General features: G+C 69.6%; 11 protein-coding genes and 1 pseudogene. 4 read left to right on the top strand and 8 right to left on the bottom strand.

What is annotated here, in order from left to right; genetic code table 11:
• Positions 1–28: 28 nt before the first annotated feature.
• Positions 29–1,447, top strand: a pseudogene (glmU, locus tag Talka_RS02955) (bifunctional UDP-N-acetylglucosamine diphosphorylase/glucosamine-1-phosphate N-acetyltransferase GlmU); the annotation flags it as partial.
• A 92-nt stretch (positions 1,448–1,539) separates the two neighbouring features.
• On the opposite strand, the gene Talka_RS02950 reads toward glmU, so the two are convergent.
• On the bottom strand, positions 1,540–2,076 hold the full coding sequence (locus Talka_RS02950; protein WP_143889623.1) for an Lrp/AsnC family transcriptional regulator: 537 nt from the start codon (positions 2,074–2,076) through the stop codon (positions 1,540–1,542).
• Between the two features lie 131 nt (positions 2,077–2,207).
• Between Talka_RS02950 and glmS the strand changes: the two genes are divergently transcribed.
• Together glmS and Talka_RS02940 are read left to right on the top strand one after the other, a co-directional pair.
• Positions 2,208–4,124, top strand: coding sequence for a glutamine--fructose-6-phosphate transaminase (isomerizing) (gene glmS, locus Talka_RS02945; protein WP_143889622.1), 1,917 nt, complete (start codon positions 2,208–2,210; stop codon positions 4,122–4,124).
• Positions 4,125–4,323: 199 nt separating this feature from the next.
• Positions 4,324–5,289 carry a metal ABC transporter solute-binding protein, Zn/Mn family gene (locus tag Talka_RS02940; RefSeq protein ID WP_143889621.1) on the top strand — a complete coding sequence of 322 codons (966 nt, stop codon included), beginning with the start codon at positions 4,324–4,326 and terminating at the stop codon, positions 5,287–5,289.
• 27 nt (positions 5,290–5,316) lie between these two features.
• On the opposite strand, the gene selD is transcribed toward Talka_RS02940, so the two are convergent.
• Positions 5,317–6,393, bottom strand: a complete 1,077-nt coding sequence (gene selD / locus Talka_RS02935; protein ID WP_143889620.1) for a selenide, water dikinase SelD — start codon at positions 6,391–6,393, stop codon at positions 5,317–5,319.
• 29 nt (positions 6,394–6,422) lie between these two features.
• Between selD and mnmH the strand changes: the two genes are divergently transcribed.
• Complete coding sequence (mnmH, locus tag Talka_RS02930) at positions 6,423–7,487, top strand: tRNA 2-selenouridine(34) synthase MnmH (RefSeq protein ID WP_143889619.1); 1,065 nt, start codon at positions 6,423–6,425, stop codon at positions 7,485–7,487.
• A gap of 10 nt (positions 7,488–7,497) precedes the next feature.
• On the opposite strand, the gene Talka_RS02925 is transcribed toward mnmH, so the two are convergent.
• The 6 genes from Talka_RS02925 to ugpB all read right to left on the bottom strand — a co-directional run bounded on the left by Talka_RS02925 (position 7,498) and on the right by ugpB (position 14,821).
• On the bottom strand, positions 7,498–9,732 hold the full coding sequence (locus tag Talka_RS02925) for a TonB-dependent receptor plug domain-containing protein (RefSeq protein ID WP_143889618.1): 2,235 nt from the start codon (positions 9,730–9,732) through the stop codon (positions 7,498–7,500).
• 145 nt (positions 9,733–9,877) lie between these two features.
• Complete coding sequence (gene ugpQ / locus Talka_RS02920; protein WP_143889617.1) at positions 9,878–10,672, bottom strand: glycerophosphodiester phosphodiesterase; 795 nt, start codon at positions 10,670–10,672, stop codon at positions 9,878–9,880.
• 16 nt (positions 10,673–10,688) lie between these two features.
• Positions 10,689–11,705 (bottom strand): sn-glycerol-3-phosphate ABC transporter ATP-binding protein UgpC, encoded by a 1,017-nt coding sequence (gene ugpC, locus Talka_RS02915; RefSeq protein WP_143889616.1) that lies wholly within the window; start codon positions 11,703–11,705, stop codon positions 10,689–10,691.
• Positions 11,706–11,723: 18 nt separating this feature from the next.
• Positions 11,724–12,578 carry a sn-glycerol-3-phosphate ABC transporter permease UgpE gene (gene ugpE, locus Talka_RS02910; RefSeq protein ID WP_143889615.1) on the bottom strand — a complete coding sequence of 285 codons (855 nt, stop codon included), beginning with the start codon at positions 12,576–12,578 and terminating at the stop codon, positions 11,724–11,726.
• Between the two features lie 9 nt (positions 12,579–12,587).
• On the bottom strand, positions 12,588–13,469 hold the full coding sequence (gene ugpA / locus Talka_RS02905) for a sn-glycerol-3-phosphate ABC transporter permease UgpA (protein WP_143889614.1): 882 nt from the start codon (positions 13,467–13,469) through the stop codon (positions 12,588–12,590).
• 32 nt (positions 13,470–13,501) lie between these two features.
• Positions 13,502–14,821 (bottom strand): sn-glycerol-3-phosphate ABC transporter substrate-binding protein UgpB, encoded by a 1,320-nt coding sequence (gene ugpB, locus Talka_RS02900; protein ID WP_143889613.1) that lies wholly within the window; start codon positions 14,819–14,821, stop codon positions 13,502–13,504.
• Between the last annotated feature and the right edge of the window lie 25 nt (positions 14,822–14,846).

The raw sequence follows: 14,846 nt of genomic DNA, 5'->3' as shown, positions 1-14,846 counted from the left end.
ACCAAGCCCAGTGTTGGAGGAAACGACGTTGGACGCGACCGCAACCGCAAACCCCGCCACGCCGCTGGAGGTGGTGGTGCTGGCCGCCGGCAAGGGCACGCGGATGAAGAGCCGCACGCCGAAGGTGCTGCACCGGCTGGCGGGGCGGCCGCTGCTCGAGCACGTGCTGGCGCGCGCCGCCCGGCTGGGGGCGCGGGCCGTGTGGGTGGTGACCGGCCACGAGGCCGAGGCGGTGGAGGCTGCGCTGCCGGCGCTGGCGCCTGGCCTGGCGGTGCGGCCGGTGCGCCAGCAGCCGCAGCTCGGCACCGGGCACGCGGTGCAGCAGGCCCTGCCGCACGTCGGCGACGACGCGGTGGTGCTGGTGCTCAGCGGCGACGTGCCGCTGACCGAGGACGCGACGCTGCGCGCGCTCTTGGCGGCGCGCGCCGCCGCCGGGCCAGACGCGCTGGCGCTGCTGACCGTCACGCTGGCCGATCCCACCGGCTACGGCCGCGTGCTGCGCGCAGACGACGGCGCCATCCGCGCCATCGTCGAGGAGAAGGACGCCACCGACGCGCAGCGCGCGCTGAAGGAGGTTTACAGCGGCATCCTGGCGGCGCCGGCGCGCCGGCTGCGGGGGTGGCTGGCGCGCCTGTCCAACGCCAACGCGCAGGGCGAGTACTACCTGACCGACGTGGTGGCGCACGCGGTGGCTGACGGCGTGCCGGTGATGGCGCACTGCATCGACGACGCGCTGCAGGTGGCCGGCGTCAACAGCCCGGCGCAGCTGGCGGCGCTGGAGCGCGCGCACCAACGCCGGCTGGCCGAGGCGCTGCTGGCGCAGGGCGTGCGGCTGGCGGACCCCGACCGGCTCGACGTGCGCGGCGAGCTGGTCTGCGGGCAGGACGTCGAGATCGACGTCGGCTGCGTGTTCGAGGGCCGCGTCGAGCTTGGCGACGGGGTGCGCATCGGCGCCTACTGCGTCATCGGCGAGGCCCGCATCGAGGCCGGGGCGCAGATCCACCCGTTCACGCACATCGACGGGGCCGGCGGCGCGGTGGTCGTCGGCGCGCAGGCGCGCGTTGGGCCGTTCGCGCGCCTGCGCCCGGGCGCGGTGCTCGGGCCCGAGGTGCACGTCGGCAACTTCGTCGAGGTCAAGAACAGCACGCTGGGCGCCGGCGCCAAGGCCAACCACCTGGCCTACCTCGGCGATGCCACGGTGGGCGCGCGCGTCAACTACGGCGCGGGCAGCATCACCGCCAACTACGATGGGGCACGCAAGCACCGCACCGTGATCGGCGACGACGTGCACGTGGGCAGCAACTGCGTGCTGGTGGCGCCGGTGACGCTGGGGGCGGGCGGCACCATCGGCGCCGGCAGCGTCGTCACCAAGGACACGCCGCCCGGGGCGCTGACGGTGGCGCGTGCCCGGCAGATGAGCGTGACGGGCTGGACGCGCCCGACCCAAGCGACGGCATCATCCAAGGCGTCCGCCCTGGCCCCGAATCCGCAAGCCCACCCTGAGCCTGCCGACCCGCGCAGCGCGGGGTAAGCTGGTTTTTAGAAGCGCGTTGGGACGGGGAGCGCGGCCTGCTGCGCGGTTGGCAGCGGCAGGCGAGGATGGAATTTGGCGCGCCGCACGCTGAAGTAGGCCTTGACGGCGCGCACCTGCAGCGCCGCGGTGAACAGCCGCTGGGCGAGTGCGTGGTAGGCCGGCATGTCGGCCACCGTGACGACGAGCACGAAGTCCGGCCCGGCGCTGGTGCGGTAGCACTGCTGTACCGCGTCCTCGGCGCAGGCGTGGCGCTCGAACGCCTGCAGCGCGGCGGCGTCCTGGCGCTCCAGCGCCACCTCGACGATCGCCGTCAGGCCGTGGCCGAGCGCGGCGGCCAGCGCCTCGGGCCGCAGGATCGCCACGCGCCGCTCGATCAGCCCGGCGTTCTCGAGCCGGCGCACGCGCCGCAGCGCGGTCGGCGCGGAGACGCCCGCGCGCCGCCCGAGCGCCGCCCAGGACAGGCTGGCGTCGTCCTGCAGCGCGGCCAGCAGCGCCAAGTCCACGGCGTCGATGGAAGAATCGTTCGTCGAGCTCGATGTCATGCAAAGAAAGGGCAAACAAGGTCCAGTTTGCACAAGATGTTCATTAAAGTCAACGAAACGAAATCCGTTTGCATGCACGCCACGCTAGGCTGATGGCTGCCTCGTCATCCAAAGCGAAAGGGTTTGCGATCATGTGCGGCATCGTCGGCGCGGTGGCCTCCACCGACATCGTCAGCGTGCTGCTGCAGGGGCTGCAGCGGCTGGAATACCGTGGCTACGACTCGTGCGGCCTGGCGCTGCACCTGGGCGCGCCGGTGGACGGCGCGCTGCCGCCCGGCGGCGGCCTGTGGCGCGCGCGCAGCACCGCGCGCGTGGCCGAACTGGCCACCCAGGTGCAGGGCAAGCGCGGCGCCACCGGCATCGCGCACACGCGCTGGGCCACGCACGGCGCGCCGACCCCCGCCAACGCCCACCCGCACGTCAGCCACGGGCCCGGCGCGCCGGGCGCCGGGCGGCCGCCGCGCGTGGCGCTGGTGCACAACGGCATCATCGAGAACCACGACGAGCTGCGCGCCGAGCTGCAGGCGCGCGGCTACGCGTTCGAGAGTCAGACCGACACCGAGGTCATCGCGCACCTGATCGACAGCCTCTACGACGGCGACCTGGCCGAAGCCGTGCGGCGCGCTGCGCAGCGGCTGCAGGGCGCCTACGCGATCGCGGTGCTGCATCACGACGAGCCGCAGCGGCTGGTCGGTGCGCGCGCCGGCTCCCCGCTGGTGCTGGGCGTCGGGGCGGCGGCGGACGGCGCGCCGACGCCGCTGTTTCTGGCCAGCGATGCGCTGGCGCTGACCGGCGTGGCCGAGCGCTTCGTCTTCCTCGCCGAGGGCGACGTGATCGACGTGCAGCTGGGGCGCTGGCGCATCCTCGACGCCGGCGGCCGGCCGCTGCCGGAGGACGCGCGCCCGGTGCGCACGCTGGAGCTCGGCAGCCAGGACGTGACGCTCGGCCCCTACCGCCACTACATGCAGAAGGAAATCTTTGAGCAGCCGCGCGCGCTGGCCGACACGCTGGAGGGCGTGGAGGGCATCGTGCCGGAGCTGTTCGACGACCACGGCATCCGCTCGCGCGCGGCCTGGCGCGTGTTCGCCGACATCGACCGCGTGCTGATCGTGGCCTGCGGCACCAGCCACTACGCCGGTTGCGTGGCGCGCTACTGGCTGGAGGCGATCGCCGGCGTGCCCACCGTGGTGGAGATCGCCAGCGAATACCGTTACCGCACGAGCGTGGCCGACCCGCGCACGCTGGTGGTGGGGGTCAGCCAGAGCGGCGAGACCGCCGACACGCTGGCCGCCCTGCGGCACGCGCAGGCGCTGGGCATGCGCCAGACGCTGGCGATCTGCAACGTCGCCACCAGTGCCATGGTGCGCGAGTGCGAGCTGGCTTACGTCACGCGCGCGGGCGTGGAGATCGGCGTGGCCAGCACCAAGGCGTTCACGACGCAGCTGGCGGCGCTGTTCCTGCTGACGCTCGTGCTGGCGCAGGCCAAGGGGCGCCTGAGCCCCGAGGACGAGGCGCGCCACCTGCGCGCGCTGCGCCACCTGCCGGCGGCGCTGCAGGCGGTGCTGGCGCTGGAGCCGCAGGTCATCCGCTGGGCCGAGGACTTCGCCGCCAAGGAGCACGCGCTGTTCCTCGGCCGCGGGCCGCACTACCCGATCGCGCTGGAGGGGGCGCTCAAGCTCAAGGAAATCAGCTACATCCACGCCGAGGGCTACCCGGCCGGCGAGCTCAAGCACGGGCCGCTGGCGCTGGTGACCGGCGCGATGCCGGTGGTCACGGTGGCGCCCAACGATGCGCTGCTGGAAAAGCTCAAGAGCAACATGCAGGAGGTGCGCGCGCGCGGCGGCGTGCTCTACGTGTTGGCCGATGCCGACACGCGCATCGTCAGCGGCGAGGGCCTGCACGTCATCCGCATGCCGGAGCACTACGGCGACTTGAGCCCGATCCTGCACGTGGCGCCGCTGCAACTGCTGGCCTACCACACCGCCTGCCTGCGCGGCACCGACGTGGACAAGCCGCGCAACCTGGCCAAAAGCGTCACCGTGGAGTAACGCAGCGCCTGTTCTACCGCAACGCCAGCAGGGCAGGCGGCGGCCCTGCGCGTGCGGGGCAAGCCGCGGAAAGCGCGCCGTGGCTTGGGCCGCGGCAGGGGGCTTGACGGCTTGGCTATGCTGAAAAAGGGGCTGCCGCCGCTGCGTCTGACGTCGGCTGGCCAGCCCCGAACCGTCACACCAGAGGAGGGTTCCTGCGATGCCACGATCCACCACGATCCGTTTGAACCCACGCCGGGCCTGGCTGACTCTGCTGGCCGCCAGCGCGCTGGCGGCGGGCGTGCCAGCCGCGCGCGCGGAAAACCCCGTGCCGCTGCCGGTGGTGGCCAGTTTCAGCCTGCTGGCCGACTGGGTGCGCCAGGTTGGCGGCGAGCGCGTCGCGGTGCACGCGCTGGTCGGCCCGGAGGCCGACGCGCACGTGTTCCAGCCGAGCCCGGCGGACGCGCGCCGCGTCGCCGCCGCTCGGCTGGTGTTCGCCCACGGCCTGGGTTATGAGGGTTGGATGGAACGGCTGCTGCGCAACGCCGCCTATCGAGGCCAGGTGGTGCGGGTGGCCGACGGCTTGCCCGAGCCGCTCAAGGCTGATCACCGCCACAGCCACGGTCATGGCCACGGGGGACACGACCATGGCGCTTTCGACCCGCACGCCTGGCAGGACGCGCGCAACGTGGTGCACTACGTCGGGCGCATCGAGCAGGCGCTGTGCGCCGCCGACCCGGCCGGCTGCGAGCTCTACCGCGAGCGCGCGGCGCGCTACGTGCGCGAGCTGCAGGCGCTGGATGCCGAGATCCGCGCCGCCTGGGAGCCGATTGCGCCGGCGCAGCGCAAGGTCGTCACCTCGCACGAGGCGTTCCGCTACTACGGGCGCGCCTACGGCGTGACGTTCCTCGCGGCGCAGGGCGTCAGCACCGCCAGCGAGCCGTCCGCCGCCGGCGTGGCGCGGCTGATCCGCCAGATCCAGGCCGAGGGCGTGCGCGCGGTGTTCGTCGAGCGCCTGACCGACCCGCGGCTGGTGGAGCGCGTGGCGCGCGAGGCCGGCGTGCGCCCCTCCCCGGTGCCGCTGTATTCCGATGCGCTGTCCAAGGCCGACGGCCCGGCGCCCGACTACCTCAGCCTGATGCGCCACAACACCCGCGCGATGGTGCAGGCCATCCGCGGCCAGTGAGGCGCGGGCGGCAGCGTGCGCCGCCTCTTAATGCACGCGCAGCGTCGGCTTCGCCGCGGCGGGCGCGGTCATGCGCCCGATCACCCAGCCGGGCTGGCCCTGCGCCTGCGTAAAGGCGGCCTGCACCGCCTCCAGCGCCGGCGGCGCGCAGGCCACCAGCAGCCCGCCGCTGGTCTGCGGGTCGGTCAGCAGCGTCTGCCACGTTGCGCGTTCGGATTCGGGCAGCGCCGTCAGATCGACCTCGTGCCCGTAGCTGGCCCAGTTGCGTGCGGATGCCCCGGTGGCGATGCCCTGCGCGACGAAGGCGCGGCTAAGCTCCAGCACCGGCACCGCCGCGGCCTGCACGTGCGCGTCCAGCCGCGCCGCGCGCGCCATCTCCAGCAGATGGCCGGCCAGCCCGAAGCCGGTGACGTCGGTCATGGCGTGCACCTGCGGCAGCGCCGCCAGCGCCGCGCCGGCGCGGTTCAGCAGCGTCGTCCAGCGCCGCATCGGCGCGTAGCCGTCCGCGTCCAGCAACCCCTTCTTGAGCGCGGCCGACAGCACGCCAATGCCCAGCGGCTTGCCCAGCACCAGCACGTCGCCGGGCTGCGCGCCGGCGTTGGTCTTGACCTGCCGCGGGTGCACGGTGCCGATGGCCGCCAACCCGTAGATCGGCTCCACGGTGTCGATCGAGTGCCCGCCGGCCAGCGCCACGCCGGCGTCGCGGCAGGCCGCCGCACCGCCTTCCAGCACGCGCGCGATCACCTCGTGCGGCAGCTGGTTGACCGGCATGCCCACCAGCGCCAGCGCCAGCAACGGCTGGCCGCCCATCGCATAGACGTCCGACAGCGCGTTGGTGGCGGCGATGGCGCCGAAGTCGAACGCATCGTCCACCACCGGCGTGAAGAAGTCGGTGGTGGCCACCAGCGCCAGGTCGTCGCGCAGCTGCCAGACGGCCGCATCGTCGCTGGTGGCGGTGCCGACCAGCAGCTGCGGCGGCGCCAGGTGCGGCGGCACCTGCGCCAGCAGGCGCTGCAGCACCGCCGGGGCGATCTTGCAGCCGCAGCCGCCGCCGTGGGCCCACTGGGTCAGCCGATGCGGATCGCGTGCAAGGTCGGAGCTCATGCTGGATTCCCGTTACAGTTTTAAAAATCATGGCCACCAAGCCCGATATTGTCACGCTGGAGGCGCTGGACGCCTTCGACGCCCTGATCGACGCGCGCAGCCCGAGCGAGTACGCCGAGGACCACCTGCCCGGCGCCGTCAGCTGCCCGGTGCTGGACGACGACCAGCGCCGCCTCGTCGGCACGCTCTACAAGCAGCGCGGCCCGTTCGAGGCGCGCCGCATCGGCGGCGTCTGGGTGGCGCGCAACATCGCGCGCCACGTCGAGGCGTGGATGCAGGACAAGCCGGCCCACTGGCGCCCGCTGGTGTATTGCTGGCGCGGCGGGCAGCGCAGCGGCTCGTTCGTGCTGTGGCTGCGCCAGATCGGCTGGGCGGCGGCGCAGCTGCAGGGCGGCTACAAGGCGTACCGCCGCTGGGTGGTGCAGCAGCTGGCCGAGCTGCCGCCGCGCCTGGCCTGGCGCGTGCTGGCCGGCCCCACCGGCAGCGGCAAGACGCGGCTGCTGCACGCGCTGGCCGCCGCCGGCGCGCAGGTGCTGGACTTGGAGGGACTGGCGCGCCACCGCGGCTCGATCCTGGGCGCCTGGCCGGACGGCCAGCCGCAGCCGAGCCAGAAGGCGTTCGACACGGCGCTGGTGGCGGCGCTGCGCCGGCTGGATCCGGCGCGCCCGGTGTGGGTGGAGGCCGAAAGCCGCAAGATCGGCCTGGTGCAGCTGCCCGAGGCGCTGCATCAGGCCCTGCAGCAGGCCCCGCGCGTGCAGCTGCAGGTGCCGTTCGAGGCGCGGCTGGCGCTGGTGCTGCAGGACTACGCGTGGCTGGGCCGCGACCCGCAGGCGCTGGCGCGGCGGCTGCAGGCGCTGCGCGGGTTGCAGCCGGGCGAGGTGCTGCAGCGCTGGCAGGTCTGGGCGCGGCAGGGCCGGCTGCCGGAGCTGTTCGCCGACCTGATGACGCGGCACTACGACCCGCTGTACCAGCGCCACCTGCGCGCCGACGATGCGCGCGCCACGATGCTGGTGCTGCCGGGGCTGGATGAGGCCACGCTGGCGCAGGCCGCGGCGCAGCTGCTGGCCGGCGGCCTGGCGCGGGTCGGGTCTTAAGCCGGGGCGTTTAGAACGCCACCTGATACGCCAGCCAAAGCGAGCGGCCTGGCCCAGGCACCGCGATGCCCCATTGCGGCACATTGGGCGGCGACGGGTTGGTCATCGTCGTGCCTTGCCCCACATACGCCCCGCCGGTGGGCAAGGCGTAGAGACGGTCGAACACGTTGTCGATGCCAAACTCCAGCTTGCCTCGGCCCAGGCGGTAAGCGGCGCGCACGTTCATCAGCCCGTAGCCAGGCGTCGGCACTTCGTTGCGCACGCTCGAAACATCTGTCTTGGCCTTGACCGCCACCCATTCCACGGTGCTTTCCCATGCGCCCGTTTGGTGCGTCAGGCTCAGGCGGGCGTTGAGCGGCATGATGGCGTAGAGTCCGTCGCCGCTGCGGCGGTTGCGGCCCTTGAGGTGGCTGAGCTGGCCGCGCAGTTCCCAGCGGTTGGCAGGGTCGTGGGCCAGCAGCGCGCGGCCCGAGAGATCCAGTCCATACAAGCGTGCCGGCACGTTGGCGTAGCGCAGCAGCACGAAACGCCGCTCACCGGACTGACCTGGCAGCCGCTCGGCGTCAATGAAGTCGCGCACCTGGGTGACATGGGGCTCGACCTTGATCGCCCAAGCGTCGTTGGCTGCCTTCCACTGAGCGCTGGCCGAGGCGGTGTAAGCCCGCTCAGAGCGCAGGTTCGGGTTGCCGACGTAGCCGTTGCCGTCGCCGACGAAGTTGTTCATCAGCGCTGCCATCTGCCACGTGGACCATGGGTAGAGCTCATACAGGCCCGGGGCGCGCTCTCGACGTGCCAAGCCGAACTCGAGCTCAAACGTGGAGCGCGGCTGGTGGCGCGCCGACAACACCACGTCGTGCGTGGTGAAACGCCGCCGTCGATCCAACGCGTTGAACGCCTGCGCGTCTTGCGTTTGCCGGCCCATGGCATTGGGCGCGTCGCTGTAGCCTTGCACCGGCCCGGCATCGGTGCGCACGCGCTCGACGCGCAGACCGGCTTGCGCGCTCCACAGCGGTGCAGGGCTCCACTGAACCTCGGCGTAGAGCGCGTGGCGGTCGCGCTGGCCATCGCGGATGTTCCAGAAGGTGCCGGGCCACATGCCGCCGCCCGACGGCGGCCAATAGTCGTCCAACCGGAAGCGGTGCAGCTCGGCGCCGGCGCGCACGACCGTCTGCTCGCTCACAGCCCATTCGGCCTGCACCTTGGCGCCGGTGGTGGCGCTGTCGGTCAGCATCGGCATGCCCGCGGCGCACTGCGGTCCCAACGGGCTGCATGGGCGACCGTCCACGCTGGAGCCGCCGCCCGAGGCCATGCCATACCAGTAGCGCTTGTCGGGGCCAAAGTCCATGGCGTGCTGCACCTTGTCGTGCCACAGGCGGGCTTGCCACTGGCCCCACGCCGTGCGTTGCTGATACCGTAGGTTCAACTTCGTGCTGTCATTGCCCAACAGATCCATGCGCTGGTTGGGATACAGCTGATACGGCATGTCTTGCGCATACAGCTTGGCTTCCCACAGGTGCGCGCCGTCCTGCCAAGCCAAGCCAAGGATATGGTTGCGCGTGCGGTAGGCGCTGGAGCCGACTTCATCGCGCGGCAGGGCATGGCCCGCGCGCCCGGTGAAATCATACGTCTTGAACGCTGCGCCGGCGCGGTAGTTGTCCGCTTCAGCCGCGGCCAAACGGTAGCTGAGGCTCCAATGCTGCGTGGCGTGCTGCGCTCCCAGGCGCAGGCCCCAGGCGTGGCCATTGCTGCGGGCGTACAGTCCAAGGTCGCCCTGGGTTTGCGTTTGGCCTGCAGCGGCAAACGTCGGCGCTGGCGTCTGCGCCGCCACCACGCCGCCGATGGCATCGCCCCCCGCCGACACCGGCGCCAGGCCGGCCCAGACTTGCAAGCGTTCCACCTGGCTGGGGTCGAGGTAGGACAGCGGCGTGTTCATGTGGTTGGGGCAAGCGGCATACAAATCCATGCCATCGATTTGCAGCCGCAGCCGCTCATCGCCCAGGCCACGCAGGACGGGCAAGCGTGACAGGCCGCCGGCTTCCAGCGTGTAGGCGCCGGGCACTTCCGCGAGCGCTTCGCTGACGTCGGCGCTGACCGGGCGCGCGCGGCGGGGTTGCACTGCCTGTCCACGGGGCAGGTCGGTCTCGCGCGGCGCATGAACCTGCACGTCCGGCAGCGCCGCATCGGCCTGCGCCTGCGCTGCAGCGGCGGGGCTCCAGGCCAGCGCGGCGGTGGCAACGGCGGACATCACCAAGGCCCCATGTGGGGCGGGCCGGCGGATGGCGTTGGACTTCGTCGGCACCTGGGTCTCCTTCTTCGCAACACCGAGGGTTGAACGTTTGGCGTGCGAGTGTGCGGCGACCGTGCCGTCGGGTCAAACCCGTTGATTTTGATCAAGCGTTGGCGGGCCGGCCCGGCCCCAGGGTTTCCACCTCATCGGTGATGATCGCATCCAGCCCCCAGCCGAGCAGCGTTTCGGCGCGGACGGCATCGTTGACGGTGTAGGCCAGCGTGCACCAGCCCATCGAGCGCAGCTGAGCCAGCAGCCCGGCGTTGCAGAGACGGTGGTTCAACACCACCGCCACGCAGCCCAGACTGCGCGCCACGGCCCAGCAGCCGGGCCACAAACGATCCAGCAGCAGGCCGCGCGGCAGCTGCGGGGCTGCCTCTTGCGCCGCTTGCAAGGCGGCGGGCTGAAACGAGGTCAACAGCGGCCAAGCCGGCCCACCGGGCTGGCCGGCGCCGTGCGCGCGCCACAGCGCCCCTGCGGCGCGCGCCACTTCGGCGCCGGTGCGCGTTTCCGTACCGGGCGACGGCTTGATTTCCAGGTTGAGCCAGGCCCCACGCTCCAGCGCCCATGCGGCCAGGCGATCCAAGCGCAGCAGCGGCTCGCCCGCAAAGGCAGGACTGTGCCAGCGCCCCGCATCCAGCTGCGCCAGCTCGGCCCATGGCAACGCGCCGGCTGGGCCGCGCCCGTTGGTGGTGCGCTCCAACGTCGCGTCGTGCAGCAAAAATGGCACGCCGTCGGCGGAGAGCTTGACGTCGCATTCAAACGCGCGCCAGCCCGACCGCCAGCCCAGTTCAAACGCCGCCAGCGTGTTTTCAGGCGCCTTTTTGCCGGCGCCACGGTGCGCGATCCAGCGCGGCAAGGGCCATGCGCCTTCAGCGTGTGCTGGGGTGAGGTGCATCGTCCCGTCCCTTACCTTAGATGCGCTGGCCGGTGGCGGCGTCGAAGTGGTGCAGCCTGTCATCCATGGGGCGCACATGCAGCGTGTCACCCACCTGCGGGTGGCAGGGGTGGCTTTCGGCTACGCGCACGGTGATCGGCTGGCCGTGGGTGCGCCCATGGATGAGCCGCTCCGCGCCGAGCAGCTCCAGTGCCTCCACCGTCACCGGCCAGCCTTGGCCGGTTTCGTCCACCAACAAGTGCTCGGGCCGCACGCCAAGCAGCCGCCCCGGCGCGCTGCCCGGCACGTCACGCAACAGATTCATCGCCGGCGAGCCAATGAAGGTGGCCACAAACGTGGTGGCGGGGCGGTGATACACCTCCTCGGGCGTGTCGAACTGCTCCATGCGACCGGCGTTCATGACCATGACGCGCTGCGCCAGCGTCATGGCCTCCACCTGGTCGTGCGTCACAAACAGGCTGGTGATGCCCAAGTCTCGATGCAGCTTTTGGATTTCCAGCCGCGTCTGCACGCGCAGCTTGGCGTCGAGGTTGGACAGTGGCTCGTCGAACAGGAACACCTGTGGCTGGCGCACGATGGCGCGCCCCATCGCCACGCGCTGGCGCTGCCCGCCCGAGAGTTGGCGCGGCTTGCGCGTCAGCAGCGCATCCAGCTCCAGAATGCGCGCGGCTTGCTCGACGCGGCGGCGGATCTCATCTTTGGGCACGCCGCGCAGCTTCAGGCCATAGGCCATGTTGTCGAACACCGACATGTGCGGATACAGCGCGTAATTCTGGAACACCATCGCGATGTCGCGCTGCGCAGGCTCCAGGTTGTTGACCACACGGGTGCCGATCCGAATGGTGCCGTCGGTGACGGTCTCCAGCCCTGCCACCATGCGCAGCAACGTCGATTTGCCGCAGCCGGACGGCCCGACGATGACGACGAACTCGCCATCGTGGACATCGGCGCTGAGGCCATGGATGGCGGTGAAGCTTGGGTGGCGTGCGGTGTCGTAGCGCTTGACGACACGGTCGAAATGCAAACTGGCCATGCGGATAGGGGTCAGACGTTATTTTTCGCTATCGACGAGGCCCTTGACGAACCAGCGTTGCATCGCCAGCACGACCACGGCCGGGGGCAGCATCGCCAGCATGGCGGTGGCCATCACGATGTTCCATTCGGTGTAGGCTTCGCCGGCGATCAGGCGTTTGATGCCGAGCACGATCGGGTACATTGACTCGTCGGTGGTCACCAGCAGCGGCCACAAGTATTGGTTCCAGCCGTAAATGAACTGAATGACGAACAGCGCCGCGATGCTGGTACGCGACATCGGCAGCAGCACGTCCCAAAAGAAGCGCAGCGGCCCAGCGCCATCGACGCGCGCGGCTTCCACCAATTCGTCAGGCACCGTCAGAAAAAACTGCCGGAACAGAAAAGTGGCGGTCGCCGAGGCGATCAGCGGAATGGTCAAGCCGGCGTAGCTGTTGAGCATGCCAAGGCCGGCGATCACTTCGTAGGTGGGGCCGATGCGCACTTCCACCGGCAGCATCAGCGTGACAAAGATCGCCCAAAACACCAGCCCCCGCAGCGGAAAACGGAAATAGACGATGGCAAACGCCGACAGCAGCGAAATGATGATCTTGCCGATGGCGATCGACAGCGCCATGATGAGGCTGACGCCCAACATCGGCAGCGCCGGCGCAAAGCGGCTGCCGGCGCTGGTTTCGCCGCCGAACAGGGCCAGACGGTAATTTTCCAGCGCGTGGGCGCCTGGCAGCAGCGACAAGGGGCGGCTGGTGGCGATTTGCTCGGCGCTTTGGGTGCTGGCCACCAGCGTCAGCAAGACGGGAAAGGCCACGATGGCCACACCCAGAATCAAAACGGCGTGAGCCAGCGCGTCAAGCCAAGGGCGTCGTTCAACCATGGGCGTTGCTCAATATTGGACGCGTCGTTCGATGTAGCGGAATTGGATCACGGTCAGACCGATCACAATAGCCATCAAAATGACCGACTGAGCCGCCGAGCCGCCCATGTCCAGCGCTTTAAAGCCGTCGTGATACACCTTGTAAACCAGGATGGCGGTGTCTTTGCCTGGGCCTCCTTGGGTGGTGGCATCCACAATGGCAAAGGTATCGAAAAAGGCATAAACGACGTTGATGACCAACAAAAAGAACGTGGTGGGCGACAGCAGCGGAAAGACGATCGTCCAAAAGCGCCGCCATGGGCTGGCGCCATCGAGCGTGGCGGCCTCGATCAGCGAGCGCGGGATCGCTTGCAAGCCAGCCAGAAAAAACAAAAAGTTGTAGGAAATTTGCTTCCACACGGCGGCCAGCACGATCAAGGCCAGCGCGTGCTGGCTGTTGAGCCGGTGGTTCCAATCGATGCCCACGCCCTGCAACGCCCACGCCACCACGCCCATCGGCGAGGCAAACATGAACATCCACAGCACGCCCGCCACCGCCGGCGCCACCGCGTACGGCCAAATCAGCAGCGTTTTATACCAACGCGCGCCGCGCACCACGCGGTCAGCCATCACCGCCAGCAGCAGCGACACCGACAGGCCAATGGCTGCCACCAACAGGGAAAAGATCGCCGTCACCTGAAACGACTGCACGTAGGTGGGGTCGCTCCAAAGACGGCGGAAGTTTTCCAGTCCGACAAAGGTGACCGATTGGCCGAATGCGTCTTGCTCCAACACGCTTTGCAGCAGCGCCTGGCCCGCCGGCCAAAAGAAAAAGATGGCCACGATGGCCAACTGCGGGGCCACCAGCAGCCATGGCAGCCAGCGGCCCTGAAAACGAACGCGTTTTTCCATCGTGGCGCGTGACTCAGCTCACTCAACCGTCGTCACAGGCGGCCCTGATTGGCGCGCTGGAACCGCTCCAACTGCTCATTGCCGCGGCGCACCGCATCATCCAGCGCTTGTTTGGCGCTTTTCTTGCCGGCCCACACCTGCTCCAGCTCTTCGTCCACGATGGTGCGGATCTGCACAAAATTGCCCAAGCGGATACCGCGCGACTTGTCGGTGGTCTTGCGAATCATTTGCTCCACCGACACATCGGTGCCGGGGTTTTGCTTGTAAAAGCCCGATTTTTCGGTCAGCTCATAAGCCGCTTTGGTGACCGGCAGGTAGCCGGTGCGCTGGTGGCTCTTGGCCGCCACCTCCGGCTTGGACAGGTAAGCGAAAAATTGCGCCACGCCCTTGTAGTCCGACTCTTTTTTGCCAGCCATCACCCAGAGGCTGGCGCCGCCAATGATGGTGTTTTGCGGCGCGCCGGGCACGTCGGGGTAATACGGCAGGGTGGAGATGCCAAAATCGAACTTGGCGTTGCGCTTGACGTTGCCATACAGCGCCGACGAGCCGGTCATCATCGCGCATTCGCCCGACACGTAGGTGGCGTCCGCCGCGTTGCCGCGCCCCTTGTAAACGAACAAGCCCTGCTGCGCCATGTTGGCCAGGTTTTCAATGTGACGCACGTGCAGCGGGCTGTTGAACGCCAGCCGCGCGTCCAGGCCGCCAAAGCCGTTGTTCTTGGTGGCGAACTCCACGTTGTGCCAGGTCGAAAAGCTTTCGAGCTGCGTCCAGCCTTGCCAGCTGGTGGTGAACGGGCATTTGTGCCCGGATGCTTTCAGCTTGGCCGCCGCCAGCGCCACTTCCGGCCAGCTCTTTGGCGGTTTGTTGGGGTCCAGGCCAGCGGCTTTGAAGGCGTCCTTGTTGTAGTGCAGCACCGTGGTGGAGCTGTTGAACGGAAAGCTCAGCATTTGACCGTTGGGCGCCGTGTAGTAGCCCTTGACCGCATCGACGTAGGCGTTGGGGTCGAAGGTCACGCCGGCTTTTTTCATCACCTCGGCCACCGGCACGATGGCGTTGCGGCTGGCCATCATGGTGGCGGTGCCGACTTCAAACACTTGCAGGATGTGCGGCGCGTTGCCGGCGCGAAACGCGGCGATGGCGGCCGTCATCGACTCGTCGTAGCTGCCCTTGAAGACAGGCACCACCTTGTAGTCCTTTTGGCTGGCGTTGAACTCGTTGGCCAGGTCATTGACCCATTCGCCCAGGGCTCCGCCCATCGAGTGCCACCAGACGATTTCGGTTTGCGCGTGGACGGCGGTGACGCCCAGAGCCGCAGCGGTGGCGGCCAGCCAGTGCCGAAGGCGGAAGGCCATAACGTGACTCCTGTCAAAAGGGGTT

The sequence above is a fragment of the Tepidimonas alkaliphilus genome, assembly GCF_007556595.1.
GTDB lineage: Bacteria > Pseudomonadota > Gammaproteobacteria > Burkholderiales > Burkholderiaceae_C > Tepidimonas > Tepidimonas alkaliphila.
Note: the sequence above shows the minus strand (reverse complement) of the source record. Positions and strands in the feature narration are given on the sequence as shown.

Bases quoted from the DNA above. Each gene is read 5' to 3' on its own strand.
- selD (WP_143889620.1), bottom strand. From the start codon at position 6,393: ATGAGCTCCGACCTTGCACGCGATCCGCATCGGCTGACCCAGTGGGCC.
- ugpC (WP_143889616.1), bottom strand. From the start codon at position 11,705: ATGGCCAGTTTGCATTTCGACCGTGTCGTCAAGCGCTACGACACCGCA.
- ugpE (WP_143889615.1), bottom strand. From the start codon at position 12,578: ATGGTTGAACGACGCCCTTGGCTTGACGCGCTGGCTCACGCCGTTTTG.
- ugpQ (WP_143889617.1), bottom strand. From the start codon at position 10,672: ATGCACCTCACCCCAGCACACGCTGAAGGCGCATGGCCCTTGCCGCGC.
- glmS (WP_143889622.1), top strand. From the start codon at position 2,208: ATGTGCGGCATCGTCGGCGCGGTGGCCTCCACCGACATCGTCAGCGTG.
- Talka_RS02925 (WP_143889618.1), bottom strand. From the start codon at position 9,732: ATGTCCGCCGTTGCCACCGCCGCGCTGGCCTGGAGCCCCGCCGCTGCA.
- mnmH (WP_143889619.1), top strand. From the start codon at position 6,423: ATGGCCACCAAGCCCGATATTGTCACGCTGGAGGCGCTGGACGCCTTC.
- Talka_RS02940 (WP_143889621.1), top strand. From the start codon at position 4,324: ATGCCACGATCCACCACGATCCGTTTGAACCCACGCCGGGCCTGGCTG.
- Talka_RS02950 (WP_143889623.1), bottom strand. From the start codon at position 2,076: ATGACATCGAGCTCGACGAACGATTCTTCCATCGACGCCGTGGACTTG.
- ugpB (WP_143889613.1), bottom strand. From the start codon at position 14,821: ATGGCCTTCCGCCTTCGGCACTGGCTGGCCGCCACCGCTGCGGCTCTG.
- ugpA (WP_143889614.1), bottom strand. From the start codon at position 13,469: ATGGAAAAACGCGTTCGTTTTCAGGGCCGCTGGCTGCCATGGCTGCTG.